19 protein-coding genes are annotated in these 25785 nt (G+C 69.2%); 8 read left to right on the top strand and 11 right to left on the bottom strand.

Annotated elements, in window-relative coordinates:
• Positions 1 to 102 precede the first annotated feature (102 nt).
• The 3 genes from ACUWEX_RS13505 to ACUWEX_RS13495 all read left to right on the top strand — a co-directional run bounded on the left by ACUWEX_RS13505 (position 103) and on the right by ACUWEX_RS13495 (position 2943).
• On the top strand, positions 103 to 1497 hold the full coding sequence (locus tag ACUWEX_RS13505; protein ID WP_445996583.1) for a permease: 1395 nt from the start codon (positions 103 to 105) through the stop codon (positions 1495 to 1497).
• 166 nt (positions 1498 to 1663) lie between these two features.
• A complete protein-coding gene (locus ACUWEX_RS13500; RefSeq protein ID WP_077054825.1) occupies positions 1664 to 1990 on the top strand; it encodes a chorismate mutase in 327 nt (108 codons plus the stop codon).
• The gene (locus tag ACUWEX_RS13495; RefSeq protein WP_445996582.1) at positions 1987 to 2943 is read left to right on the top strand and encodes an SDR family NAD(P)-dependent oxidoreductase; all 957 of its coding nucleotides are present in this window, start codon (positions 1987 to 1989) and stop codon (positions 2941 to 2943) included. Before ACUWEX_RS13500 ends, ACUWEX_RS13495 begins: the two co-directional genes overlap by 4 nt.
• A gap of 69 nt (positions 2944 to 3012) precedes the next feature.
• Here the strand turns inward: ACUWEX_RS13495 and ACUWEX_RS13490 are convergent, their stop codons facing one another.
• Together ACUWEX_RS13490 and ACUWEX_RS13485 are read right to left on the bottom strand one after the other, a co-directional pair.
• Positions 3013 to 4857, bottom strand: a complete 1845-nt coding sequence (locus ACUWEX_RS13490) for a chaplin family protein (protein ID WP_445996581.1) — start codon at positions 4855 to 4857, stop codon at positions 3013 to 3015.
• 89 nt (positions 4858 to 4946) lie between these two features.
• On the bottom strand, positions 4947 to 5978 hold the full coding sequence (locus ACUWEX_RS13485) for a hypothetical protein (RefSeq protein WP_445996580.1): 1032 nt from the start codon (positions 5976 to 5978) through the stop codon (positions 4947 to 4949).
• Between the two features lie 284 nt (positions 5979 to 6262).
• Between ACUWEX_RS13485 and ACUWEX_RS13480 the strand changes: the two genes are divergently transcribed.
• Positions 6263 to 7726 (top strand): MFS transporter, encoded by a 1464-nt coding sequence (locus ACUWEX_RS13480; protein ID WP_234991247.1) that lies wholly within the window; start codon positions 6263 to 6265, stop codon positions 7724 to 7726.
• A 205-nt stretch (positions 7727 to 7931) separates the two neighbouring features.
• Here ACUWEX_RS13480 and ACUWEX_RS13475 read toward each other — a convergent pair whose 3' ends face one another.
• Together ACUWEX_RS13475 and ACUWEX_RS13470 are read right to left on the bottom strand one after the other, a co-directional pair.
• Positions 7932 to 10016 (bottom strand): YhgE/Pip domain-containing protein, encoded by a 2085-nt coding sequence (locus ACUWEX_RS13475; protein ID WP_159449543.1) that lies wholly within the window; start codon positions 10014 to 10016, stop codon positions 7932 to 7934.
• The gene (locus ACUWEX_RS13470) at positions 10013 to 13183 is read right to left on the bottom strand and encodes an efflux RND transporter permease subunit (protein WP_445996579.1); all 3171 of its coding nucleotides are present in this window, start codon (positions 13181 to 13183) and stop codon (positions 10013 to 10015) included. The genes ACUWEX_RS13475 and ACUWEX_RS13470 overlap by 4 nt, the downstream gene beginning before the upstream one ends.
• A gap of 116 nt (positions 13184 to 13299) precedes the next feature.
• Between ACUWEX_RS13470 and ACUWEX_RS13465 the strand changes: the two genes are divergently transcribed.
• Positions 13300 to 13974, top strand: coding sequence for a TetR/AcrR family transcriptional regulator (locus ACUWEX_RS13465; protein ID WP_143785497.1), 675 nt, complete (start codon positions 13300 to 13302; stop codon positions 13972 to 13974).
• Positions 13975 to 14079: 105 nt separating this feature from the next.
• Here the strand turns inward: ACUWEX_RS13465 and purL are convergent, their stop codons facing one another.
• Positions 14080 to 16383, bottom strand: a complete 2304-nt coding sequence (gene purL, locus ACUWEX_RS13460; RefSeq protein WP_445997652.1) for a phosphoribosylformylglycinamidine synthase subunit PurL — start codon at positions 16381 to 16383, stop codon at positions 14080 to 14082.
• Between the two features lie 145 nt (positions 16384 to 16528).
• Here purL and ACUWEX_RS13455 point away from each other — a divergent pair, with 145 nt between their 5' ends.
• On the top strand, positions 16529 to 17443 hold the full coding sequence (locus ACUWEX_RS13455; protein ID WP_445996578.1) for a hypothetical protein: 915 nt from the start codon (positions 16529 to 16531) through the stop codon (positions 17441 to 17443).
• A 138-nt stretch (positions 17444 to 17581) separates the two neighbouring features.
• Positions 17582 to 18001 (top strand): pilus assembly protein CpaE, encoded by a 420-nt coding sequence (locus ACUWEX_RS13450; RefSeq protein WP_445996577.1) that lies wholly within the window; start codon positions 17582 to 17584, stop codon positions 17999 to 18001.
• Positions 18002 to 18652: 651 nt separating this feature from the next.
• Here ACUWEX_RS13450 and ACUWEX_RS13445 read toward each other — a convergent pair.
• Positions 18653 to 19258 carry a DedA family protein gene (locus ACUWEX_RS13445; protein WP_445996576.1) on the bottom strand — a complete coding sequence of 202 codons (606 nt, stop codon included), beginning with the start codon at positions 19256 to 19258 and terminating at the stop codon, positions 18653 to 18655.
• A 195-nt stretch (positions 19259 to 19453) separates the two neighbouring features.
• Between ACUWEX_RS13445 and ACUWEX_RS13440 the strand changes: the two genes are divergently transcribed.
• Complete coding sequence (locus ACUWEX_RS13440; RefSeq protein ID WP_445996575.1) at positions 19454 to 21544, top strand: GDSL-type esterase/lipase family protein; 2091 nt, start codon at positions 19454 to 19456, stop codon at positions 21542 to 21544.
• Positions 21545 to 21558: 14 nt separating this feature from the next.
• Here ACUWEX_RS13440 and ACUWEX_RS13435 read toward each other — a convergent pair whose 3' ends face one another.
• From ACUWEX_RS13435 to purS, 5 genes are all read right to left on the bottom strand, one after another.
• Positions 21559 to 22137, bottom strand: a complete 579-nt coding sequence (locus ACUWEX_RS13435; protein WP_445996574.1) for a hypothetical protein — start codon at positions 22135 to 22137, stop codon at positions 21559 to 21561.
• Positions 22134 to 23345 (bottom strand): glutathionylspermidine synthase family protein, encoded by a 1212-nt coding sequence (locus ACUWEX_RS13430; protein WP_445996573.1) that lies wholly within the window; start codon positions 23343 to 23345, stop codon positions 22134 to 22136. The genes ACUWEX_RS13435 and ACUWEX_RS13430 overlap by 4 nt, the downstream gene beginning before the upstream one ends.
• A gap of 118 nt (positions 23346 to 23463) precedes the next feature.
• A complete protein-coding gene (locus tag ACUWEX_RS13425) occupies positions 23464 to 24759 on the bottom strand; it encodes an acyltransferase family protein (protein ID WP_445996572.1) in 1296 nt (431 codons plus the stop codon).
• 19 nt (positions 24760 to 24778) lie between these two features.
• Positions 24779 to 25474 carry a phosphoribosylformylglycinamidine synthase subunit PurQ gene (gene purQ, locus ACUWEX_RS13420; RefSeq protein ID WP_079728667.1) on the bottom strand — a complete coding sequence of 232 codons (696 nt, stop codon included), beginning with the start codon at positions 25472 to 25474 and terminating at the stop codon, positions 24779 to 24781.
• Between the two features lie 4 nt (positions 25475 to 25478).
• On the bottom strand, positions 25479 to 25754 hold the full coding sequence (gene purS / locus ACUWEX_RS13415; protein WP_077054843.1) for a phosphoribosylformylglycinamidine synthase subunit PurS: 276 nt from the start codon (positions 25752 to 25754) through the stop codon (positions 25479 to 25481).
• Positions 25755 to 25785: the final 31 nt, after the last annotated feature.

Raw genomic sequence — 25785 nt, 5'->3', positions numbered from 1 at the left:
CCCGCTGCAGCCGGGTACCTCCGGATACCCGCAGCAGGCCGCCCCCTACGGTTACCCGCAGCAGCCCCAGGGCCGCCCGCACCACAACGGCGGGCAGCACCGATGAGTGTCGCCGCCCCGTTCACGCCTCCGCGCGCCGCCGCGTCGTCGTCGTCGCGCCCAACGGGCCGCCCCTCCATCGTCAAACTGACCTGGCTGCTCGGCCGCCCCAGCGCCCAGAGTGCCGCGACCCTCATCCTGCCGGGCGTCGCCTTCGCCGTGACGACCGCCCTCATCCTCATCGTCCTGGGCGGGGTGCTCATGTTCTGGCGATGGACGATCGCCGACGCGATCACCTACCAGGCGCTCAGCCTCCTCGCTCTTGCGTTGCTGATCGTGCCTCTGTTGTCGCTCGGCGGTTCGGCGGCACGTCTGTCGGCCCGTCGGCGTGACGATCGGCTCGCGACACTGCGACTGCTCGGGGCCACACCCGGTGTGGTCGTGCGCATGACGGTGCTCGAATCATCCCTCGTCGCCATTGCGGGTGCGCTCGTCGGGGTCGTGCTGTACGTCGCGCTGATGCCCCTCGTGGGCCTTGTGCATTTCGCCGGACGAGCGATCGGCGCCGGCGAACTGTGGGTCGGTTTCGGTCCGCTCGCCCTGGTCGTCGTCGCCATCGCGGCGCTCGCGGCCATCAGCGCCGCGGTGGGCCTGCGCGCCGTCGCCATCTCGCCGCTCGGGGTGCGCACGCGCCAGAACGCGCCCAAGACGGGATGGATCGCCCCCGTCGCCGGAGTCGTCATCGTCGTCGCGGCCTTCGCCGGCCTGAATCTGCTCGGCGCGATCACCGAGGAGGCGGGCGGCATCATCACAATGATCTTCGTGCTCGCCGGATGCTTCGGTGTGGCCGTCGCGGCACTCAATCTGATCGGTCCGTTCGCCATCCGGGTGATGGCGCGCATCCAGCTGCGCACCGCGCGCACGGCCGAGAAGCTCATCGCGGCTCGAGGGATCCTCGAATCGCCGAAGGCCGCCTGGCGGCTGTGTTCGGGTCTGGCGATGACGAGCTTCGTCGCCGTCGTGGCGGGCACGGGTGTCTCCTTCGCGGGGGACGCCGACGGCGACCCGATCTTCATCGATATGCGCACGGGAATCGTCATGACCCTCGTGATCTCGTTCGTGATGGTCGCCTGCTCGATCGGCGTGAGCCAGGCCGCCGCCGTACTCGACCGCCGCGACCTCTACGTGAGCCTTGATCGACTCGGCATGCCGCGGCCCACGGTCGAGACGGCCCGTCGCCGCCAGGTGATGCTGCCCGTGCTGCTCGTCTCGCTCGGCTCGGCGATTCTCGGAGGCATCCTCGTCTTCCCGCTCGTCGGCCTGGCGCTCATCATCGCGCCGGCCTCGCTCGCCCTCATCGCGGGGTCATTCCTGGTCGGCATCGCGCTCGTGTGGCTGGCGCTGCGGTCGACCCGGCCGGTGCTCACGCGCGTGCTGCGCGAACCCGAGCGGGTCTAGCGCGGACAAGCCCGGCCGGGTGGTGAGCGGATGTCGCGTCAGGGGTGTCGGCGCATCCACCCGCCCGGCCGCAGAACAGGTGTCGCGGGTGAACGGTCTCTGGGGAGGGGCCGACACCCGCGACATCCTGTGTGCGGGCGCCCGGTGTCGAGGGTAGATTTGGGCAATGGTCGACACCGAGGCGCGCGCGCAACTGAACAGCCTGAGGCAGAGCATCGACAACATCGATGCCGCCCTGATCCACCTGCTTGCCGAGCGGTTCAAGTGCACGCAGACCGTCGGCCGGTTGAAGGCCGAGCACGGGTTGCCCGCCGCCGACCCCGATCGCGAGAGCCGTCAGATCGGGCGCTTGAAGGCGCTCGCCGAAGACGCGCAGCTCGACCCCGCGTTCGCCGAGAAGTGGTTCAACTTCGTGGTCGCCGAGGTCATCCACCACCACGAGCAGATCGCGTCGCAGGTCGAAGATTCCTCAGGGTCTGAGCCGCGCGCATGAGCTGGAACCCGCGGCGCATTCCGTCGCAGACCGGCAAGGTGTTCGCCATCACGGGCGGCAACGGTGGGCTCGGGTTCTTCACCGCGTTCCAGCTGGCCGAGGCCGGAGCATCCGTCATTCTGTGCTGCCGCAATCGCGAGCGAGCGGATGCTGCGGCTGCCGCCATCCGCCGCCGCCTGCCCGCGGCCGACGTGAGCGTCGTCATCCTCGACGTCTCGTCACTCGAATCCGTGCGCAGGGCGGGTGCCGAACTGGGCGCGCTGCCCCGGCTCGACGGACTGATCGAGAACGCAGGCCTCGTTCACTTTCCGCGCGAACGCAGCGAAACCGAAGACGGTTTCGAACTGGTTCTCGCGACCAACTTCCTGGGTCACTTCGCGCTCGTCGAGCACGTGCTGCCCGCGCTCGAGCGCACGCCCGGGTCGCGCATCGTCACGCTCGGCAGCCTCGCGACCGAGATCACGGGCCTGCACCTCGACGACCTGCAGCTCACGAAGAAGTACTCGGGCTGGCAGGCCTATGGGCAATCGAAGATCCTGATGAGCGTCTTCGGCTATGAGCTCGACCGCCGACTGGGGCTCGCGGGCAGCGGCGTGCGAGCGCTCGTCGCCCACCCGGGCTATGCCATCACGGGCCGCAGCCCCATCGTGCCGGGCGTCTCCGAACCATCGTTCGGGCAGCGCTTCGCCGACAACCTGCAGGGTCTCTGGGCCCAGGGCAAAGACCGCGGCGCCTGGCCCATCGTGCGCGCCGCGGCCGACCCCGAGGCGTTCGACTATTCGAGCAGAGCCACGGATGTCGCGCCCGCCCCGGTCTTCTACGGCCCGCGCTTCCGCGTGAAAGGCGCCCCCATCCACGCAAAGCCGGCCGACTCGACGACGGGCCCCTACGTGGGTCGCGCCGTCTGGACCGAGGCGCGAGCCCTCACGGGTGCCGACTACCTCGACGTCTAGCGGGCATGGCGATGCCGGGTGCCGTCGGTGGACCGACGACACCCGGGCGATCGCTGCGGGTGTGCTGCTCTAGCGGCGTGCGCCCATCCGGCGACGGCTGATCGCGGCGAGGGCGAGACCCAGCACCATGAGCAGGGCCATCAGGCCGAGGATGGGAGCGGTGGTGTCGACGCCCGTGTCGGCCAGGGCCGAGGCGTCGGTGCCGCTGGTGCCGGCCTTCGAGGTTCCGAAAGCTTGCGCCTGACCGGTCACGGCCACCGAGCCGGTGACGGTCGCGTCATCGGTGCCGTCGACCGGGGTCGTCGGCGTGGTGGGGGTGGTCGGCGTGGTGGGGTCCGTCGGGTCCGTGGGGTCGACCGGGGTGGTCGGGTCCGTGGGGTCCGTCGGGGTGGTGGGGTCGGTCGGGTCGGTGGGATCCGTCGGGGTGGTCGGCGTCGTGGGGGTGGTGGGCGTGGTCACCGTGGTGTCGCCGCCTTCCGTCTCGCTGTCGCCGATCACCGAGATGGCGTTGCCGCCGATCGTCACGGGGATGTCGATTCCGGGAATGATCTGGTTCCCGCCGAGGACGCCGTCGTTACCGCCGGTCGTGCCGGTGCCGTTACCCGTTCCGCCCGTCACCGTGGTGCCGGAGTCGGTCGAGGTGGTGTCGCCGAGGCCGGAGATGGCGTTGCCGCCGACCGTGACGGGGAGGCTGACGCCGGGGATGACCTGGTTGCCGCCGGCAACGCTGTCGTCACCGTTGGTAGTCGAGCCGGTTCCGGTGGTTCCGGTGCCGGAGGTGACGTCGGTGCTGGTGCCGGTGGTCTCCGAGTCGCCGAGGCCGGAGATGGCGTTGCCGCCGACCGTGACGGGAAGGGTGACACCGGGGATGATCTGGTTGCCGCCGGCGATGCCGTCGTTACCGTTCGTGGTCGAGCCGGTTCCGGTTCCGGTGGTTCCGGTGGTTCCGGTGCCGGAGGTGACGTCGGTGCTGGTGCCGGAGGTTTCCGAGTCGCCGAGGCCGGAGATGGCGTTGCCGCCGACCGTGACGGGGAGGGTGACACCCGGGATGACCTGGTTGCCGCCCGCGATGCCATCCTCGCCGGTGGTGGTGCTGCCGGTGCCCGAACCGGTGCCGGTGCCGGAGGTGCTGCCCGTGGTGGTGTCGCTCGAGGCGCTGTCGCCGACGACCGAGATGGCGTTGCCGCCGACGGTCACGGGAACGGAGACGCCCGGAACGATCTGGTTGCCGCCGAGGATGCCGTCGTCACCGGTGGTGGTGGAGCCGGAACCGTTCGACGTGCCCGCCGAGTCACCCGAGGTGACGTCGGTGCCCGAGTCGGTGGACTCCGAGTCGCCGACCACGGAGATGGCGTTGCCGCCGACCGTGACGGGGAGGTTCAGGTCGATGAGACCCTGGTTGCCGCCGAGCAGCGAGTCGCTGCCATCCGTCGTCGGAGCCGGAGCCGGAGCGGGAGCCGGGGCCGGTGCGGGTGCGGGAGCCGGGGCCGGTGCGGGCGCCGGAGCAGGTGCCGGAGCCGCCGGTGCAGGGGCGACCGCGGTGCCCGAGTCGCTCGAGGACGAGTCGCCGACGAGCGAGATCGAGTTGCCGCCGACCGTCACGGGCACGTTGACCGAGACGAGGGCTTGGTTGCCGCCCGCCGCGCTATCGGTGCCGGACGTGGTGCCGCTGGGTGCGGCGGGGGCCGGGGACGTGGAGGTCGAGGCATCCGAGGATGAGCTGTCGCCCAGCAGCGAGATGCCGTTGCCGCCCAGCGAGATGGGCAGGTTGACCGAGATGCCAGCCTGGTTGCCCGAGATGAGGCCGTCCTGGCCGGACGTGCCGTCGGCGGCGTGGGCCGCTGTGGTGCCGAGGAGGGACAGGCCTCCGATGGCGAGGGCGCAGTAGAGCCCTCTCTTGACGTTGATGTTCATGATCCGTGCACTCCAAATGATTGAGAAATGGTGCCCCGGGTGGGGCGGATGGTCGCGTGCCACGCGCTCAGAGGCGTGGCCGGACCAGCTCAATCAGGGGTGACGTCGGATTCGAAAACGGGCGACGACGGTAGGTCGTCGGAAACCGGGGTGTGGGAAACCAGGCCGAGGAGGTGGGCCTGGAAGGAGAAGTCGGCGCTGTCAAGCGCGCTGCCCGTGCCGGGGCCGCCGGACGAACCGCTCGAGCCCGAGCCGGAGCCGTTGCCGTTGGCGGGCGCGGCGGGGCCGAACGGGGAATCGGGGCTGCCGAGGGGCGAGTGGCCGAGCGGGGATTCGGACGGGGCTGAGTCGGTGGCGATAGCGCCCGCGGCGGAAGAAGTGGGGGAGCCGAAGTCCGTGTCGGCGCCCGCGAACGGGGTGGCCGGGAGGGACGAGCCCGCCGGGCCGAATGACGGGGAGATGGCGAGGGCTGCGTCGACGTTGGTGGCGCGCAGCTCGGCGATGGCGACTGCGGCGGGGGAGGCATCCTGCCCACCGAGGCCGGGGAGAACGCCGCCGCCGATGCTGCCGCCGGGAAGACCGGGGAGGCCAGGAACGACGCCGCCGGAGCCGGGCGTGGTGCCGGGGATGCTGCCGTCGACGATGGTGTCGGTGCCGCCGACGACCGTGCCGAGCGAAGTGTCGACGGTGCCCGTGATCGGGTCGGTGATGCCCTGCACGGGGTTGCTGCCGACAATGTCACTGACCACCGGCGACGTGACGATATCTCCCACGACCGGGAGTTCCGTGACGACGGTGTCGACGGTCTGGGCGACCGGCTTCACGATCTGCGTCACGGGCTTTTGCGCCACGACATCCGAGACCGTGTTGGTCACGGCGGGAACGACGGCGACGGCCTCGCGAACGGGGGCCGGAGCGTGCTGGACGACGGGGGCCACGACCTTCTCGGTGACCTGCGAAACCGTGTTGGTCGCGCCCGAGACGACCTGGTTGACGGGCTGTTCGACGGCTCCGACGACGCCGGACACGAGGTTGCCGACGAGGCCGGGCTTCGAGTCGGGCGGGGTGGCCGAGTCGGCAGCGTGGGCCGACGAGGTGCCGAAGAAAAAGAGTGCGAGCATCCAACCGAAGGTGACGGCCGAACTCAGGAGGAGGATTCGAGCCAGTCGGGATGCGTGGGCGGGGCGTTCGATGACGCGCGCAACCTGAGCGCCGTTCGGAGTGTTTCCCTCCCGAACGGGTACCTGATCTGCAGTTAGCGTCATCGCATTCACCCCCCAAAGGTGTGACCAGGACATTACGCCGAAGTTTTGCTCACGTCTAGCCCCCGATGCCCCCTCGAATCTGAGTATTCGCCGAGAGTAGTGTTTCTGTCGGCCACCCGGGCCAGGAAGTGAAGGCGACGATGACTGAGACGAAACTGGGCACGATTACGACGAGCATCCCGTTCCGCATGGACCGATTGCCGTGGGCCAGATGGCATTGGATGATCGTGATCGGGCTCGGCACCGTCTGGATTCTCGACGGCCTCGAGGTGACCATCATCGGCGCCATCGGAAGCCGCCTGACCGACCCAGAAGCGGGGCTCGGTTTGAGTGCATCGGATATCGGTTTGGCGGCCGCCATTTATGTCGCGGGGGCCTGCATCGGCTCACTCTTCTTCGGCTATCTGACCGATCGCTTCGGGCGCAAGAAACTGTTCCTCATCACGCTCGGCGTCTACCTCCTGGCGACCGTCGCGACGGCTTTCTCGTTCAACCCGATCTTCTTCTTCATCTGCCGTTTCTTCACCGGCGCCGGCATCGGCGGCGAGTACGCGGCGATCAACTCGGCCATCGACGAACTCATCCCGGCGCGCCGCCGCGGACTCGTCGATCTGGCCATCAACGGGTCCTACTGGCTGGGTGCCGCGTTCGGTGCCGTCGTGTCGGTGCTGCTGCTCAACGAGAACTTCTTCGCGGCCGATATCGGATGGCGGCTGGCGTTCGGTCTGGGCGCCGTGCTGGGTGTCGTCATCCTGCTCGTTCGTCGCAACGTGCCCGAGTCGCCGCGCTGGATGTTCATTCACGGCCACGACAAGGATGCCGAGAAACTCGTCGGCGAGATCGAAGCCGAGATCGAAAAGGAGACCGGAGAGAAGCTGGAGACCGTCGATAAGACGCTCGAGATTCGCCAGCGTAAATCCACAGGATTCGGAGAAATCGCCAAAGTTGCGATCACCAAATACCCGAAACGGTTTGTGCTCGGACTCTCGCTGTTCACCGGTCAGGCGTTCCTCTACAACGCGGTGTTCTTCACCTACTCGCTCGTGCTCACGCAGCTGCTCGACGTGCCCGACGACGTGGCGCCGTGGTCGCTCGTGCCCATCGCGCTCGGCAACTTCGCGGGCCCGCTCATCCTGGGCCGGTTCTTCGACAGCATCGGGCGCAAGGTGATGATCTCGGTGTCCTACATCGGCTCGGGTGTGCTGCTCGTGGTCACGGCGATGCTCTTCAGCAATGAGGTTTTGGATGCAACCACGCTCACCATTGCGTGGGTCATCGTGTTCTTCTTCGCTTCGTCCGGTGCCAGTGCGGCCTACCTGACCGTCTCCGAGATCTTCCCGATGGAGACCCGGGCCATGGCCATCGCGTTCTTCTACGCGCTCGGCACGGGTCTCGGCGGTATCGTCGGACCGATCCTGTTCGGCCGCCTCGTCGAGGACTCGATCCAGGCCGTGGCCGTGGGCTACTACATCGGAGCCGGCCTCATGATCGCGGCGGGTCTCGTCGAGGTGTTCATCGGTGTCGAGGCCGCGGGCAAATCGCTCGAGGACATCGCCGAACCGCTGAGCGCGAGCGAGGGTTCGTCCGAGAACGCGAAGAGCTAAGCGCGTCGCGTCGGGTGCTGACTGCCCGAGTGCTGACTGCCCGAGTGCTGACTACCCGAGTGCTGGGCGCCGCGGCATTCGCACGGGGCCCGACCCGAAACCGATAGCTGTAGAAACGACGGATGCCCCGAGCCGATGTGGCTCGGGGCATCCGTGTGTCACGCCGTGGGGCGCGCGGTGATCAGCTGTGGAACGGCGCCGCTGATCAGACGGTCGCCGGGGTTCGAGCGCCGGTGCGGGCCGACGACGGTTCGGGAGCCGATGCCTCGCCGAGGGCCCGCAGCTGCGCCGCCGACACGCTGCGGCGTCGGGCGATCGCGAGCGTGGTGACGACGAGCGAGAGCAGCAGCCAGAGCACGATGCCCGTGACGCCCGCGACCACGCCTCCGGTCTCGAGGGCCATGGCGCGCAGGGCGTTGAGCGCCGGTTGCACGGGCGTGTACTCGAACACGGTGTCGAGCAGATCGGGCACCGTCGCGATGATGCCCGTCGCCAGGGTGACGAGCGTGACGATCATCGAGATGAAGCGACCGAACCCGCCGAAGACGGCGATGAGAGCCTGGTTGGCTGCGGCGAAGGCGGCGCCGGCGACCATGGCGATGGCCGCAAAACCGATCCACTCGGGCGCGTCGAGCTTCAGCGCGGGCTGCATCACGGCCGAGACCAGCAGCCCCTGCAGAATGCCGACGAGACCGGCGGGCAGCCACGTGCGCACGGCCAGGCTGAGCGACGAACGCGTCGACGACAGAACGGCCGAGGGGATGGCGCGCAACACGATGAACGTGGCCAACGCGCCCAGCCACAGGGCGAGAACGGCGTAGAACGGCATGCTCGTGGTGCCGAAGAGCGCGTTCGCCTCGGCGCCGTCGGTCGTGACGGGCTGGCTCACCACCTTGGCGAGGTTGTCGCGGTCGGACTCGCTGTAGCTCGGGATGGACTGCACGGCCGTGTCGAGGCCGTCGGCCAGCGTGTGCGTGCTGTCGGCGACGGTTTTCGACCCGTCGGCGAGGCCCGTCGCGCCCGTGCCCAGCTGGGTGACGCCGTCGGCGAGGGTCGTGAGACCCGTCGAGAGCCCGGAGGCTCCCGTCGAGAGCTGCGCGGTGCCGTTGGCGAGCTGCGTCGAACCGGCGGCGAGCTGCTGGATGCCGGAGGCGAGCTGCGGGGCGGTGCCCGCGAAGCCCTGGATCTGGGTGGCCGCGGTCTGGGCGCCGTCGGCGAGAGGCTGTACGCCGCCGACCAGCTGCTGGTACTGCGGTGAACCGTAGAGGGCGGTCACGCCCTGCGCCACACCCTGGCAGGCCTGCTCGGCCCCGGGTCCTCCCGAGGTGCACAGAGCGGCAGCCTGCGACAGTTTGCCCAGCTGCTCGTTCAATCCGCCGGTGCCGGCGATACCCGTCGCCACGCCCTGCACGCCGTCGGCGAGGGTCTGCGAGCCGGTGGCGATGGCCTGGATGCCCGCGGGCAACTGTCCGACCTGGGTGGCCGCGGCGTTCAGCCCGTTGGCCAACTGCTGCGCACCCGTATTGGTCTGGGCGGCGCCCGAGGCCAGCTGCGAGGCGCCGGACGTGAGCTGCGGCATCCCGGCCGCGAGCTGGTTCACGCCGTCGGCGAGCTGCACGGCGCCGTCGCGCAACGAGTCTGTTCCCGTGGCGAGCTGTTGCGCGCCATCCGCCGCCTGACCGAGCTGCGTGCCGAGCGTGTTGAAGCCCACGTAGACGTTCTGCAGGTAGCTCGTGGTGAGGCCGTTGCCGACGAGGTTCGCGGCCGTCGACGAGATGGTCTGCGTGATCGCGTCGTCGACGAGGCGGCTCTGTTTCGAGGTGGCCACGTCGATGGTGGCCTGCTCGGCGTCGGCCGCATCGCCGCCGAACGAGGTCGCGGCCTTCGAGAAGTTCTTCGGGATGGTGACGACGGCCACGTATTTGCCCGACGTCAGACCCTCGCGCGCCTCGTCGGCGTCGGTGATCTTCCAGGCGTAGTTGGTGTCGCTCGTGTTGTCGTTGGCGGCGGCCTTCGAGGTGCCGTCTTCGCCCGCGTCGGACGAGGCGCCACCGTCGACCAGACCGGCCGAGAGTTGGCGGCCGAGCGGCACGGTCTGGCCCTCGACCTGCACGGGCTCGTCTTCGTTCACGATCGCCGCGGTGACCTGATCGAGCCGGTCCTGCGGGTTGAAGAGGGCCCACACGAGGATGCCGGCCACCACGAGCGGCACCAGGACGATACCGATCAGCGACAGCACGGTGATGCGCTTCGAGGAACGCGCGCGTTCGAGGCGGGTGAGGATGCTCATGCGGGGACCTCCGCGGTGTTCGTGGTGCGGGTGCGAGATGTTTCGAGGGAGAGGTCGACGAACCCGTCGCCGGCCGGGATCGCGTCGGACAGCGGCCATTCTTCGACGGTGCCGACGGCCAGGGTGAGGGTGGCGTCGCGACGGGCGGCGGATGCCTGAGCCTCACTCAGCTCGACGAACACCTGCTTGCGCGCGGCGTGGTCGGTGAGCCGGTCGATGCCGTCGATGACGAGCAGCGCGGGCTGCTCGTCGACGATGTCGCGGATGCGGCCGACGGCATCGACCGAGTCGTCGACCGTGAGGAAGGCGACGCGCGAGCGGATGGTCGTGGCGCGGATGGGCGACACCAGGCCGGCCACCTTGAGCGTGCCCTCGTCGGGTTTGGCGCGGCCCGAAATCGTGAGCAGCAGCGCGCGCACCGCGGCGGGGTGTTCGCCGTGCACGACGAGCGTGTGGCCGGCGGGGAGCACGAAGCTGAGGTCGTGGAAGAGGGCGTGTTCGGCGTTGGCGCTCGGTTTCAGGCCGATGCGGTCGGCGACCACGACATCCGTGCTGCCGGGGGCGGGCCAGTTGGCCAGGTCGAGCTCGCGCTGCAGACCCTCGCCCTCCACGTCGAACGACGGCAGGGCGCGGTCGAGCCACTTCGGCAGCCACCAGGCACGTTCGCCCAGCAGGGCGAGCACGGCGGGCACGAGCGTCATGCGAACGATGAACGCGTCGACGAACACGCCGACCGCGAGACCCAGGGCGATGGGCTTGATCGAGGTGTCACCCTCGGGCACGAAGGCCGCGAAGACGGCAAACATGATGACGGCGGCGGCCGTGACGACCTTGGCCGAACCCACGAAGCCCGTCGTGACGGCCTTGCGCGCATCCTTGCCGTGCACATAGTCCTCCCGCATGCGGGCCACGAGGAACACCTCGTAGTCCATCGCGAGGCCGAACAGCACGCCCATCAGGATGATCGGCATGAAGCTGATCACGGGGCCGGTCTGTTCCACATGCAACGCCTCGCCGAACCATCCCCATTCGAAGACCGCGGCCACGGCGCCGAACGACGCGATGACGCTGAGCAGGTAGCCGAGGGTGGCCTTGATGGGCACCCAGATCGAGCGGAACACCATGGTGAGCAGGATCAGCGAGAGGCCGACGACCAGGATGCCGAAGGGCAGCAGGGCTGCGCCCAGGCGGTCGGAGACGTCGATGCCGGCCGCCGTGGTGCCCGTGACGGCCAGGTCGACGCCGTACTTGTCCTCGAAGTGGTCGTGCTGGGCGCGCAGGTCGGCGACGAGGTCCTTGGTGGACTGCGAGTCGGGCCCGCCCGTCGGGACGACCTGGATGATGCCCGTGTCGGCGGTTTCGTTGGGGGTGGCGAGCGGCACGGAGTCGACGCCATCCATGTCGCGGATTTCGTCGGCGATGTCGTTCATGAGGCCGACGGGGTCGTTGCTCGTGACGATCGAACCGGTCACGATGAGCGGACCGTTCTTGCCCTCGCCGAAGTTCTCGCCGATGAGGTCGTAGGCCTGGCGAGCGCTCGAGGATGCGGGCAGCGAGCCGGCGTCGGGCAGGCCGAGGCGCAGCTGCAGGGCGGGCACGGCCGCGAGGCCGAGGATGCCCACGACCAGCACGATCGTGAGCAGCGGGAAGCGCGTGACGGCGCGCACCCAGCCGTTGAAGAACTTGTTCTGGTGGTGCACGGCCTGGTCGCTGGGGCCCGGGGCGGGCGGCGGGGCGATGGCGGGGCGGCTCTGGTCGGCCTGCGTGAGCGGCGAGCCGGCGGGGCGAGCGGATGCGGCGGCGGGCGGCGTCGTGTTGGCGGCCGCGTGAGCGCCCGAGCGCCCGTGCGTGGTCTGCACGGTGTCGCCGTCGACCTCGGCGAAGAGGTTCTCGAGCAGAACGGGCTCGGAGTCGACGCGCGAGGCGGCGGCCGCCGAGACGGGGCGGGATGATTCGGCGGGAGCGGTCGCATCCGAGGCGGCGTTTGCCGCGTGGGCGTCGACGGGAGCGCCGATGCCGGTAGCGCTGCCGCCGGTTGTGCCGCTGGAGCCTGTGCGCGTCGAGGAATCGTCGGTGTCGACATCCGCTCGATCGGTGCTGTGTGAACCGGCCTCGGCCTTCGCCTGCTTGCGCAGGGCGCGACGGTTGGGGTTGATGCGACCCTTGGCGAAGCCGAGCAGCGCCGGGATGAGGGTGAGCGAGATGCACACGGCCAGGGCAACGGCCACAGCGGCGGCCGTGCCCATGGTGGTCAGGAACGGGATGCCCGCCACGCTCAGGCCCAGCAGGGCGATGACGACCGTGAGTCCGGCGAAGATGACGGCCGAACCGGCGGTGGCCACGGCGCGCGCGGCGGACTCTTCGGGCTGCATGCCCTGCCGCAACTGGTCTTGGTGCCTCGAGATGATGAAGAGCGCGTAGTCGATGCCGACGGCGAGCCCGAGCATGAGCGCGAGCAGCGGCGTGGTCGAGGAGATCGGGCCGAAGATGGTGGCCACGAAGATGAGGGCGATCGAGATGCCGACGCCCAGGATGGCGCTGAGGAGAGGCATGCCCGCGGCCAGGAACGAGCCGAAGGTGAGCACGAGCACGACGAGCGCGACGATGAGGCCGACGCCCTCGGTGATGGTCACGGCCGGCAGCTCGGTGGCGAAGAGAGACCCGCCGAGCGTGGCCTTCGCGCCCTGGGGGAGAGCCTCGTTGAGCTCGTCGGTGATCTTCTCGAGATCGGACTTGGCGGTGGCCGTGACCTCGGATTGACCGACATCCATCTGCACGGAAATGAGCGCGGCTCGGTCGTTGTCGGCAATGGCCCCCGCGGCGTTCTCGCCGAACGGATCGGTGGCGGCGGCGACCTGCTCGCTGTCGCCCAGATCGTCGACGGCCGTCTTCACGGCGTCTTGCACGTCTTGATCGCTGATGTCGTCGCCCTCGGGCACCGTGACGATGATCTGCGCCGACGCGCCGCTCACCTGCGGGAACGTGCTCGACAGCGTGTCGAGCGCCTCTTGCGATTCGGTGCCCGGAATGGAGAATGCGTTGTCGGTGCCCTGGTTGAACAGCGCGGCGCTGCCGCCCGCGAGGGCCAGCACGGCGATCCACAGCACGAGGACGAGCTTGCGGCTGCGGTACGACCAGCGGCCGAGGGCATAGAGCAGAGAGGACACGTGGTTCTCCTTTGGGGACGGAAAAGTTACGATACAACGACGTATCCAATACACGAATGTATTCGATACAATCGTGTATCGCAAACGTTCGTTCGCGGTGTCAGGAAGGATTCAGGATGACGACCCAGCCCGTAGACGTGGAACCCGCTGTCGAATCCGCTCGCCGCCAGAAGACGCGTGAACGCCTCATGGATGCCGCGTTCGATGTGTTCGCCGAGCAAGGTGTGCACGCCGCATCCATCGAGGCCGTCACCGAACGCGCCGGATTCACGCGCGGCGCCTTCTACTCCAACTTCGCGAGCAAGGAGGAGCTCTTCTTCGCTCTCGCCGAGCGCGAGAACGGTGTGCGTCTCGACCGCCTCCAAGAGGGGATCGACATCATCTTCCCCACGCTCGCGACGCCGGTCGAGTCCCTTGACATCGAGGCCGTCGCCGAGATCGTCGATCGTTTCATGCTGCTGCAGCCCAACGACCGGCACTGGTGCATCGTCGAGTCCGAGTTCCGCACGCTCGCGCTGCGCAGCCCCGAGGTCGCCGCGCGCTACATCGACTACGAGACGCGCATCGACACGCGTCTCGCCCGCCTGCTCGAAGAGGCCGTCGGCACGGTCGGGCTGCGCTTCACCATCGACTCGTTGCAGGCCACCCGCATCATTACGACGCTCGCGCAGCAGGCCACCTATGACGCCATCCTCGCCGGTCCGGATGTCGCCACCGACGACCTGGCCCGCGCCAACGCGCGTCGCGTCCTCCCGGCCGTGCTTCTCGGCCTCACCGAGCCGGTCGCCTGAGCAACCGCGCGCGTCACGCAGCGCTGAGGTGCCGGCATCCGGATGCTTCTCGACGTAAAAAGGCCCCGACTAAATGGTCGGGGCCTTTCTGAGCTAGCGAGGGGTCTAGCCGACGGTCGGGCCGAAGAGCGCGGGCAGCGTGGCGCGGTGCGTGCTGCGCAGCTCGTCCACGGTGAGCGTGAACTGGTCCTGGATCTCGAGGGACGCGGGGGTGCCGGCATCCGCCTTGACCGTGACGCCGATGCGCAGGACGGGGTAACCGCGCCCCTCGCACAGGCCGCGGAACTTGACGTCGTCTTCGCGGGGAACCGACACGATCACGCGGCCGGTGGACTCGGAGAAGAGGGCCGTCGACGCGTCGACACCGTCGCGGTCCATGATCTCGCCGAGCCAGACGCGCGCGCCCACGCCGAAACGCATGACGCTCTCGGCCAGGGCCTGCGCGAGGCCGCCGTCGGCGAGGTCGTGCGCCGAACCGATGAGGGATGACTGGGCGCCGGCGTGCAGCAGACCGGCGAGGTCCTTCTCGGCCTGCAGGTCGACGCGCGGGGGCAGGCCGCCGAGGTGGCCGTGGATGGTGCCGGCCCAGGCCGAACCGCTCAGCTCGTTGGCCGTGACACCCAGCAGGTAGATGTTGTCGCCCTCGTCTTGCCAGCCGCTCGGAACGCGGCGCGCGACGTCGTCGATCACGCCGAGCACGCCGACGACGGGCGTCGGGAAGATGGGCACGTCACCCGTCTGGTTGTAGAACGACACGTTGCCGCCCGTGACGGGGATGCCGAGCTCGAGGCAGCCGTCGCTGAGGCCCTCGACGGCCTCGGAGAACTGCCACATGACCTCGGGGTTCTCGGGGCTGCCGAAGTTGAGGCAGTCGGTGACAGCCGCGGGCACGGCGCCCGTGACGGCCACGTTGCGGTAAGCCTCGGCCAGGGCCAGGCGGGCACCCTGTCGGGGGTCGAGCTGGCAGTAGCGGCCGTTGGCGTCGGTGGCGATCGAGAAGCCGAGACCCGTTTCTTCGTCGACACGGATCATGCCGGCGTCGTCGGGGAAGGCCAGGGCCGTGTTGCCGAGCACGTAGTAGTCGTACTGGTTGGTGATCCAGCTCTTGTCCGCGAGGTTGGCCGAGCCGAGCAGCTTCAGAAACTGTTCGCGCAGCGTGGCCGGGTCGGTGGGGCGAGGGAGCGCCTCGGCCGTGTCGGCCTGCAGGGCGTCGATCCACGTGGGGTAGGCGACGGGGCGGTCGTAGACGGGGCCGTCGACCGCGACCGTGCGGGGGTCGACGTTGACGATCTCTTCGCCGTGCCAGTCGATGACGAGGCGGCCGGTGTCGGTGACCTCGCCGAGAACGCTGGTCTCGACATCCCACTTCTTGACGACCTCGAGAAAAGCGTCGAGCTTCGACGGCTCGACGACGGCCATCATGCGCTCCTGCGACTCGGACATGAGGATCTCTTCGGCGGTGAGCGTGGGGTCGCGCAGCAGCACCTTCTCGAGCTGGATGTACATGCCGCCGTCGCCGTTCGAGGCGAGCTCGCTCGTGGCACAGCTGATGCCGGCCGCGCCGAGGTCTTGGATGCCCTCGACGAGCTTCTCGCGGTAGAGCTCGAGGCAGCACTCGATGAGCACCTTCTCGGCGAACGGGTCTCCCACCTGCACCGCGGGGCGCTTGGTGGGGCCGCCGTCGGCGAACGTGTCGGAGGCCAAGATGGAGGCGCCGCCGATGCCGTCGCCACCCGTGCGGGCACCGAACAGCACGACCTTGTTGCCCACGCCGGTCGCGTTGGCGAGGTGCAGGTCTTCGTGCCGCAGCACGCCCACCGAGAGCGCGTTGACGAGCGGGTTGCCCTGATATACCGGGTCGAAGTAGGTCTCGCCGCCGATATTGGGCAGCCCGAGGCAGTTGCCGTAGAACGAGATGCCGGAGGTCACCCCGTGCACGACGCGCGCCGTGTCGGGGTGCTCGGGCGAACCGAAGCGCAGCTGGTCCATGACGGCGACCGGGCGCGCGCCCATCGAGATGATGTCGCGCACGATGCCGCCGACACCCGTTGCCGCACCCTGGAAGGGCTCGATGTAGGAGGGGTGGTTGTGGCTCTCGACCTTGAACGTGACGGCCCAGCCCTCGCCGACGTCGACGACGCCCGCGTTCTCGCCCATGCCGACCATGAGGTTCTTGGTCATCTCGGGCGTGACCTTCTGGCCGAACTGGCGCAGGTACTTCTTCGAGGACTTGTAGGAGCAGTGCTCGCTCCACATGACCGAGTACATGGCGAGCTCACCCGAGGTGGGGCGGCGGCCGAGGATCTCTTTGATCGAGGCGTATTCGTCGGGCTTCAGGCCGAGGGCAGCGTAGGGCTGTTCCTTCTCGGGCGTCGACGCAGCGTTCTGCACGGTGTCGGCAACGTGCATGCGGGCTGGTGTGGTGGTGTCGGTCACGGGGAAGGGACTCCTAGGCAAGAGAGTGGATGCCGGACGCCTCCCATTCTAGGTGAGCGGCACGTGCCTCCCAGACGCTGTACACGTCCCTGTCATCTTGGTTTGGAAGAATGCGCGGATGGCTTCGAGCAGAGCGGTTTCCTCCCCGCGCGCGCGTGCCGGGCGATCCGGTGCTGCCGCGTCGCCCACCATCCCCCGGGTCAAGACGCCTCCCGGCCAGAAGCCCGGCCCCAAGTCTGGCCTGAAGCCCGGTCAGACGAAGCGATCGGCGGATGTCGCCAGTCGCCGTCGTGCGCCCGCGAAGCCCGTGCGTCCCGCCGCGTCGGCTCGCGGAACCGGTCGCGGAGGCTCGGGTGGCCGTGGCTCATCCGGTGGCAGAGGACGGGGCCCCGGCTCGAACGGGCGGCGCCCACCCCGCCCTCGCGGCGGCAGCCGTCGCCTGTCGCGCACGACTATCGCTGTTCTCGTGGTGGTCGGGCTCGTGGTCACGGGCATCGGCGGGTTGACGGCCGCCTACTTCTGGGCGGCATCCGGGATCACGTCGTCGATGCTGGCGCAGCCTCCGGCGCCCCTGTCGACGCTCGACCTGTACACGCCAGAACAGCGGGCCAATGCCGAGACGATCATCGACGTCGCATCCGCTCAGGGTTTGGGCGACGATGCGGCCACGATCGGGGTCATGACCGCGATGGGCGAGTCGGGCCTGCGTGCGATCAACTATGGCGACCTCGTCGGGCCCGATTCGCGCGGGCTGTTCCAGCAGCGCGACAACGGGCACTGGGGCTCGCTCGAGCAGCGCATGGACCCCGTGCACGCGTCGACGATGTTCTTCCGCGACCTGCAGAAGGTGCCCGGATGGCAGGCCTTGCGCCCCACCGAGGCCGCGCACGCCGTGCAGCGCAACGCCGATAGTGAGCACTACACCAAGTTCTATGGCCCCGCGCGGGCCCTCGTGGTGGCGATCCTGGATGAGCGGGCGGGCCGTTCCACGCCGACGCCCACGATCCTGCCGACCGAGGCGCCCGTCTCGTAGCTTTCGGTGGCGGCATCGTTGCTTCGGCGAGTTGTCGGCCGCCGCCCGTCCCGGGCTCGTGGCTAGAGCCCGGCGTCTCAGCCGGGAAAACGCCGATAGCCCCTCGCCAGGAGCGGCTGGGCGGGCCACGATGGGAGGATGATCTCCCGCGATTTGGCGCTCGAACTTCGACAGGCGGGCCTGGTGTGGCATCCCGCATCCGGCGACCGCTTTCAGATCGACCTGCCCGATTCGGCGGAGTTCGAGACCGAGGCCGACGTTTTCACGGTCAGCGACATGACCATCGAAGCGCATCACTACCCCGGTGGAACTGTGCTGGGCTTCAACGGCACGACCGAGTGGGCGCTCGACTCAGTCGCGATCGCGGATGCGCTGTGGCTGCCCCGCGAAGACCAGCTGCGCGAACTGCTGCGCTCCACGTTCCGGGCGCTGCGCCGCACGGTCGACGCGTTCGAGGTGGAGATCGAATTCCGCGGCGAACGCTCGGTGTTCGAGCATCCCGAACCGGCCGAAGCCTACGGCCGCGCCCTGCTCGCCTTCATCGGCGCCTCGGTCTGACGCCCCGCGGCGGGTGCGGTTCGCGTTCAGACCCCGGCTAGGTGAGGCCCGCGAGCGAGTTTGAGTGAGGAATTCACGAACACGGCGGCAGCGACAAACAAGATGCCGCAACATAACCAGGCGATGGCCGGCGCTACGGGCTCAGGCCGCTGGGTGATCAACCCGACTCCGACAAATACAAGATATGCTGCGGCCACGTAACCCGCGAGGGGTTTCTCGGTCATGCGCCAAGCGGGCCGACGGCTCCGGACATCCTCGCTGGGCCCGCGGAAGGTTCGTGAGCAGAAGCTGACGAGCAGCACGACCAAAGCGGTCATCACGAGCGAACCCACGTTGTAGCCGCTGACTGATACTGCGAGAAACCCGATCGCTGGGAAGAGGGCTCCGCATGCGACGACGAGTCCGATTTTCGCGGACGGCGATGTAATCCTGATCGACATGGGTTGTTCCTCCTGCTGCCTGGGATCAGTGAACTAGAGCGCAGTGGGCCCGCACAATGGCTCCGCAACAGGTTGAGTAGCGCGATCGCAAACATGAGTAGATGGGCGCGGATGTGAGCGTCGGATTGGCCCGGAGCTGAGTAATAGAGGAGCTGATGCGGGCTTGCAAGTGAGTACCGCCGCCTGAGTAGCCGAAGACAGGAGGGAGCGGTCAGCTGCCGCTCGAGGTTTCGCGGCGGCGGGCGCGGAGCGTGAGGAGGAGGTCGACGGTGAGGCCGAGGGCGATGGCGACGACAATCGAGACGAGGACGGCGACGATGGGGCCGCCCGGCACGAGGAGGCCGACGACGGCGCCCACGACGCTCTGGTAGGCGGCCCAGGCGCTCGCCGCGATGGCCGCGACGCCGAGGTAGCGGGCGGGGGAGAGGCCAGAGGCTCCGGCGGTGAGGTTGACCGCCAGGCGCGCGAAGGGGATGAAGCGGGCCGTGAAGACGACGACGGCCGTGTTGCCGTGCAGTCGGCCCCGCGCCCAGGTGAACGCGGATTGGACGCGGCGCCCACGCATCCAGGTCCAGCGGTCGAGGCCGACGCGACGCCCGATGAGGAAGCAGGCGGCGTCGCCCAGGAATGCGGCGAGGGCGGCGACGAGGATGACGGCGAGAACGGGTGGTGTGCCCGTCGAGGCGCCGAGGGCCGCGGCCGCCGTGACGACCGTTTCGCCGGGCAGGATGACGAGGAACGCGTCGCCCAGCACGAGGACGAACAGCGCGGCGAGAAGCCAGGGGCTGCCGGCGAGTGCGTTGATCACGTCGTCCACGCGCGCCACGCTGCCATGTCGTGGTGAACGTGGGCGGAACGGCGGGCGTCGAAGCGGATGTTGTCACTCAGCGGACTGGTCAGCCGGGCGCACCGGGAGAACCGCGGGTGACCCTCCGTCGTGCATTCGGTGAACAGCCGACGAAGAATGGCGTGATCCGGCCCCAAAACGGGTGGGGGAGAGCATCCTGAAGACATGAAGGTCGCGCTGATCGCCGAGTCTTTCCTCCCCCACATGAACGGGGTCACCAACTCCGTTCTGCAGGTCCTCGCCCACCTCGCCGCCGACGGACACGAAACCCTGGTCATCGCGCCCGAGACGCCCGCGCGGCTCACGCCCGGCGCGTCTGCATCCGGGCGAGCAGCCCGAGGCCTGCTCGAGCCGACTGACCCGGGCGCACCTCTAGCCCCGATGCCTCCGCCGCGCCCGGCAGCCGGCATCGCCGAATCGCTCGCCGCGCACACGCGCCTGCTGCGCTCGCTGCCGCTGCCGTCGTATCCGCAGGTGCGCGTGGTGTTCGCCACGACGGCGCGCCTCACGGGCATCCTGCGTGATTTCGCGCCCGATGTGGTGCACCTGGCGTCACCGTTCGTGCTCGGCTGGCAGGGCGTGTGCGCGGCCGATGCGCTGCGCATCCCGACCGTCGCCATCTATCAGACCGATGTCGTGGCCTATACGGCCAAATACGGGATGCCGCAGGCCACGACCTTTGCGGCGGGCCACGTCACCCGCCTCCACCGACGAGCAACCCTCACGTTGGCCCCCTCGTCGTCGTCGATCGCGCAACTCGAGTCGTTGGGTGTCGACCGCCTGCGCCGCTGGGGCCGCGGGGTCGACGCCGAACGGTTCCGGCCCGAACGCCGCAGCGACGACTGGCGCGAACGCGTCGCCCCCGGCGAACTCATCGTCGGCTACGTGGGCCGCCTCGCCCCCGAAAAGCAGGTCGAAGATCTGCGCGCGCTCGCCGACCTGCCGGGCGCCCGCCTCGTGATCGTGGGCGACGGCCCCGCACGGGCGGCCCTGCAGCGCCTCATCCCGAACGCCGTCTTCCTCGGGCACCTGTCGGGCGACGCGCTCGGCGAGGCCGTGGCCAGCTTCGACGTGTTCGTGCACCCGGGCGAGAGCGAGACGTTCGGGCAGACCATCCAGGAGGCGCTCGCGAGCGGTGTGCCCGTGGTGGCGACGGGTCGCGGCGGGCCGGTCGACCTCGTGCGGTCGAGCGTGGACGGCTGGCTGTATCGCCCCGGCGACCTCGATGATCTGCGCGCCCGCGTGGCCGACCTGCTGGGCGATGCGGCCAAACGGCGGGCCTTCGCTGCGGCCGCCCGCGAAAGCGTGCGCGAGCGCACCTGGCAGGCCCTGACCCGGCAATTGGTGGCGCACTACGAGGAGGCGCGACTGCTGCGTCCGATCGATGACGCGCTGCTCGCCCGCGCATCCACTCGCCCCTCGGCGCCCACCGCCCGAACGGATGCTGCAGCCCGACCCCGCTGGTCGCGCTTCGTGGCCCTCGGCGACTCGTTGACCGAGGGTCTGTGCGACACATCGCGCATGCCGGCCGGCACCTACCGCGGCTGGGCCGACCGCCTGGCGCAGCTGCTCGCCAACACCGCTTCGGGTCCCTTCCGCTACGCCAACCTGGCGGTGCGCAGCCGGGGCATCCGCGACCTGCTCGAAGAACAGCTGCCGGCGGCCCTCGCGCTCAAACCCGATCTCGTCTCGGTGTTCATGGGCTCGAACGACCTCGTCTCACCCGCCGCCGACCCGGTGCGTCTCGCGGCCGACATCGCCTCAGCCGTCTCGCGACTCCGCGAGGCGGGCTGCGACGTCTTGCTGGTGACGCCCTTCCTGCCGCACCGCCGGGCCGCGCGCCTGCTCGCCCCGCGCTTTGCGGCCTTCAACTCCGAGCTGCGGCGCATCGCGGCCGAAACGGGCGCCATCCTGCTCGACGTCGAATCGCACCCGGCCATCGGCGCCATCGACCTGTGGGCGGATGATCGCGTGCACCTGCGCTCGAGCGGACACCGTTTCTTGGCCTACCGCGCGGCCGAGATGTTGGGCGTGCCCGATGCCGAGGCGCTCGGCGGGCTCGATGCGGCCCTGCACGCCGACGACGAGGAGCCGCCCGTCGGCACGTGGTTCTCGCGCGATGTCGCGCCCTGGGCCCTGCGTCGCCTGCGCGGTCGCACGGCGGGCGACGGGCTCTCGGCGAAACACACCGACTACGTCATCCTGCCCACGAAGGATGGCCGGTCGCGCATCGCCTCCGAGCGCAGCGACGTTTAGGCCGGACCAGGCCCTCAGCCGCCGACCGACGACCCGCCGCCCGCGGCCGAGCCGAAGCCCGACTTGCCCGACGACCCGAAGCCGCCTTTGAGGGGCGCGCGCTGGCCGGTGGTCGCACCGGCGGGGGCGGGGGTCACGACATCCGATTGCAGTTTGGAGCCGGGCGCCGCGAAACCGCCAGAGGGCACGTTGGCCCAGCCAGCGACGGCGGGCGAGTTCCAGCGCGAACCCGCGAACAGGATGGGGCCGAGCCAGAGGTGGCCGTAGTGGCCCTGCGGGTAGGCATCCGAGGATTCGCACAGATCTTCGGGGCTGTCGGCGATGGTCTCGCCCTGGCTCTCGAGCTGCTGGATCTGCGCCGTCACATCGGCGATGCACGCTTCTTTCGAGTCGTACATGGGCCGCTCGGCGTTCTCGGGCATGACGTATTTCTCGCCGTCGGCACCCTCCAGCACGATGCCTTCTTCGGTGGGCGCGCAGCCCGACAGCGCGAGCACGGCGCCCGCGATCGACACGACGGCCACCCCGCGCTGGGCCCGCTCGGTGCGCGCGATTCCCGACAACGACGGCCCGGATGACGGAACCGATCTCATGAGGTCTCCTCGATGTAGTGCGGCACGAACTCGGCCAGGTCGCCCGTGATGGGCCCGCTCGTCTCCCGCATGTCGATGCCGGCAGGGGTCTCGCCGACGATCCAGCTGCCGATGACGGCGGTCTTGCCGGGCAGGTCCGCGAAGGCGGCGCGCTCCTGATAAACGAACCCTTCGTCACCATAAGCCCCGGTCGCGGATGCTTCCACCGCGCCATCGGCGCCGAACACCGTCACGTTCGCGCCTTCTCGCCCGAGCCGCGGCTTCGACACGTAGGAACGTCCGGCCAGCGCATCCGGCGTGGTGAAGGCGGGCAACAGGTTGGGATGGTCGGGAAACAGCTCCCACAGCACCACGAGCAGCTGCTTGTTGCTGAGCAAAAGTTTCCAGGCGGGTTCGACCCACTGCGTCGTGCCGCGGCTGACAGTGAGGAATCCTCCGAACTGCTCGGTGATCATCCACTCCCAGGGGTAGAGCTTGAAGATCTGCTTGACGGGGACATCGTCGCCGTCGAGGAAACGCTGGCTGTCGACATCCCAGCGCAGATCCTCCATGAAGACGAGCTTGGGTTCGAAACCGGCGGCCTTCACGGTCTCGGCCATATAGGCGACCGTGTCGAAGTCCTCGACGATGAGCGCGCCGTCACCCGAGTCGTGCAGCGAGGCGAGGTGCAGCAGCGCGCCCGGCGCGAGACCCCAGCGCGCCTGCCGCACGTGTTCCCACTGCTCGATGAGCAACTCGTGCAGCCCGTTGAACTGGTCGGTGCCGGCCGGCAGCTGTCCCGCGGCCTTGAGGTCGTCGAGCCACTGCCACTGCGCGGCGGCACTCTCCACGAGGGATGTCGGGGTGTCGGCGTTGAATTCGAGCAACTTCACGCCGCTCCCGCCGTCATAGGCCAGGTCGAAGCGCCCGTAGACGGTGGGGTCGTCGTCGTTCCACGAGGCCCGCACGAGCTCGTGATAGCGACCCGGGATGCCGAACTCGTCGAAGCGGCCCTGCCGGACGATGTGCTCGACGGCATCCATGCAGCGGTCGAAGAGCTCCTTCGTGGCACTCTCGAGCAGCTCGATCTCGGGCAGCGTGAAGGCGTAGGCCGCCGTCTCGTTCCAATACGGCCGGCCACCCTCCGATTCGAGGTCGTAGAAACTGAAGCCCACCTCGTCGCAGCGTACACGCCACGCGGGTCGGGGCGTCTGAGGAATTCGCCGCATAGCCGCCGAGTCTATGCCGCGCAGGTGACCGGCGTCTGACCCCTCCGCCGGAACGCGCCGTCTCTGCCAGCGGCGGCGGCGTGGTCGACGATGGCGACGGCTGGGCGGGGAGCTGGTGTCAGCGCGGGCCGGTGTCGGCCGAGCCGAGCCCCGACGTCTCGCCGTCGGCCGCAGACGACGGTTTCGGCGTGGGCGTTTTGCGCTTCTTCAACTTCAACGCCTGCGCCTCGACGAAGTAGTACGTGAGCGCCGACAACCCGATGGTCACGACGAACACGATCGCGAGGTTTCCGACGAACCCGGGCAGTGTGTCGGGCAGTGCCAGCCCGTGTACCTGCATGAACCGGATGACGGGCAGATGCCACAGGTAGATGCTGAAGGACACGAGGCCGAACCATCCGAGCCCACGCGAACTGAACAGGCGCCCCGCCCAGCCCGGATGCCCCGCCGACCGTGGTGTCGCCGCAAGCAGCAGCACGGCGGCCGAGGCGATCGCCACGAGGCTCGACGAGAACGGCCCCGTCATATCGGTCGTCGCGAGCACGAGCGCGCCGACGCCCACGAGCGCCGCGGCCCAGCGCCAGCGGTTGAGACGCTTGAGTGAGATGCGCCCCGACTCGGCATAGATGAAGATGATGGCGGCGATCATGCCGTAGGCGAAGAGGTCGCCGTGCACGAGGATGCTGCGCGCCACGACGGTGGTCCAGTTGGCGCCCCACTCGAAGCTGAGCTTCTCTGAGCCGTCCATGCCGACCTCGCTCGACAGCATCCACACCTTGCCGGCGATGCCCAGTGCGGCGAAGAACGCGGCCGGCAGGATGCTGCCCACCAGCGGGTGCACGAAGCGTCGCGCCAGCCACGCCGCCCCGAACGCGAGCAGCGGCATGAGCACGTAGAACGCGACCTCGACGCCGAGGGTCCAGGCGACCTCGAGCCCCGAACGCACGGTGCGGGGGAAGTAGCCCTGCAGCAGCACGGCGTTGAGCAGCGTGTCGCCCGCATCGAGGCGCCCGAACTCGGCGCTCTGGCCGTCGACCGGGCGCGGCAGATAGGCGACCTGCAGCACGATGCTCGAGAACAGCAGCACCACGATGTAGGCCGGGAAAATGCGGATGACGCGGTTGAGCAGGTAGCGCGCCGTGCCGAAGTGTTCGCGGCCGTCGAGCAGCGCCGCCACGAACGGGCGGAAGAGCAGGAAGCCCGACAGGGTGAAGAAGAGCGTGAGGCCGTGGCTGAGAAAAGAGACCTCGCCGAGCGGCCACACGTCGGCGCTCGACCGGTTGAGGTTGCGCTGCACGTGGTAGACGAGCACGGCCAGGGCGGCCAACCCACGCAGCCCCTCGATGCCGGTCAGCCGGCGCGCCCACTCGGGGCGGCCGCCGGCCGGCCTCGGCACCTGCGTGTCGGTCGTCACGCGGTTGATCCGGTGAGGGCTAAACCGTCTGCAGCGCGCGAATGGCGCTCGTGAAGAAGCGCAGACCGTCGATGCCGGAACGCATGGCGAGCGTGGTGTCGGGGCCGAAACCGGCCTCGATGGCGTGCTCGGGGTGCGGCATGAGGCCGACCACGTTGCCGCGCTCGTTGGTGATGCCCGCGATGTCGCGCAGCGAACCGTTGGGGTTGATGCCGCTGTAGCGGAACACGACGCGGCCTTCGCCCTCGAGCCGGTCGAGCTCGGTCTGCGAGGCGATGAAACCGCCCTCGGCGTTCTTCAGCGGGATGACGATCTCTTCGCCCTGCTCGAAGTCCGTCGTCCAAGCGGTGTCGGCGTTCTCGACGACGATGGTCTGGTCGCGGCGGATGAACGAGCCGTGGTCGTTGCGGATGAGCCCGCCGGGCAGCAGGTGGGCCTCGGTGAGCATCTGGAAGCCGTTGCAGATGCCGAGCACGGGGACGCCGCGCTCGGCGGCGTCGATGACCTCGGACATGATGGGCGCGTGCGAGGCGATGGCGCCGGCCCGCAGGTAGTCGCCGTAGCTGAAGCCGCCGGGCAGCACGATAGCGTCGACGTTTTGTAGGTCGTGGTCGCCGTGCCAGAGGGCGACGGGCTCGGCGCCGGCCATGCGCACGGCGCGCTGGGCGTCGCGGTCGTCGAGCGAGCCGGGGAAGGTGATGACACCGATGCGCATGGGGTTAGGCTCCCGCGGGTGCGACCACGGCGTCTTCGGCGACGTAGATCTTCACCACGTCTTCGATCACCTGGTTGCTGAACATGTCGTCGGCCAGGGCGCGCACCTCGGCGAGCGTGGCCTCGGTCACCTCGCCCTCGACGGTGAGTTCGAAACGCTTGCCGATGCGCACACCGGTGAACTCGTTCTTGCCGAGCCGGTGCAGTGCGCCGGCGACGGCTTTTCCTTGCGGGTCGAGCAGTTCGGCCTTGGGCATGACCTCGACGACGATTGTGGGCACCTGTGACTCCCGGGTGTCAGGGGGATGGATG

This window comes from Okibacterium fritillariae (assembly GCF_052783725.1).
Note: the sequence above shows the minus strand (reverse complement) of the source record. Positions and strands in the feature narration are given on the sequence as shown.

Bases quoted from the DNA above. Each gene is read 5' to 3' on its own strand.
- ACUWEX_RS13480 (WP_234991247.1), top strand. From the start codon at position 6,263: ATGACTGAGACGAAACTGGGCACGATTACGACGAGCATCCCGTTCCGC.
- ACUWEX_RS13505 (WP_445996583.1), top strand. From the start codon at position 103: ATGAGTGTCGCCGCCCCGTTCACGCCTCCGCGCGCCGCCGCGTCGTCG.
- ACUWEX_RS13440 (WP_445996575.1), top strand. From the start codon at position 19,454: ATGAAGGTCGCGCTGATCGCCGAGTCTTTCCTCCCCCACATGAACGGG.
- ACUWEX_RS13430 (WP_445996573.1), bottom strand. From the start codon at position 23,345: ATGCGGCGAATTCCTCAGACGCCCCGACCCGCGTGGCGTGTACGCTGC.
- ACUWEX_RS13435 (WP_445996574.1), bottom strand. From the start codon at position 22,137: ATGAGATCGGTTCCGTCATCCGGGCCGTCGTTGTCGGGAATCGCGCGC.
- ACUWEX_RS13475 (WP_159449543.1), bottom strand. From the start codon at position 10,016: ATGAGCATCCTCACCCGCCTCGAACGCGCGCGTTCCTCGAAGCGCATC.
- ACUWEX_RS13455 (WP_445996578.1), top strand. From the start codon at position 16,529: ATGGCTTCGAGCAGAGCGGTTTCCTCCCCGCGCGCGCGTGCCGGGCGA.
- purQ (WP_079728667.1), bottom strand. From the start codon at position 25,474: ATGCGCATCGGTGTCATCACCTTCCCCGGCTCGCTCGACGACCGCGAC.
- purL (WP_445997652.1), bottom strand. From the start codon at position 16,383: ATGCACGTTGCCGACACCGTGCAGAACGCTGCGTCGACGCCCGAGAAG.
- ACUWEX_RS13450 (WP_445996577.1), top strand. From the start codon at position 17,582: ATGATCTCCCGCGATTTGGCGCTCGAACTTCGACAGGCGGGCCTGGTG.
- ACUWEX_RS13465 (WP_143785497.1), top strand. From the start codon at position 13,300: ATGACGACCCAGCCCGTAGACGTGGAACCCGCTGTCGAATCCGCTCGC.
- ACUWEX_RS13485 (WP_445996580.1), bottom strand. From the start codon at position 5,978: ATGCTCGCACTCTTTTTCTTCGGCACCTCGTCGGCCCACGCTGCCGAC.
- ACUWEX_RS13500 (WP_077054825.1), top strand. From the start codon at position 1,664: ATGGTCGACACCGAGGCGCGCGCGCAACTGAACAGCCTGAGGCAGAGC.
- ACUWEX_RS13490 (WP_445996581.1), bottom strand. From the start codon at position 4,857: ATGAACATCAACGTCAAGAGAGGGCTCTACTGCGCCCTCGCCATCGGA.
- ACUWEX_RS13495 (WP_445996582.1), top strand. From the start codon at position 1,987: ATGAGCTGGAACCCGCGGCGCATTCCGTCGCAGACCGGCAAGGTGTTC.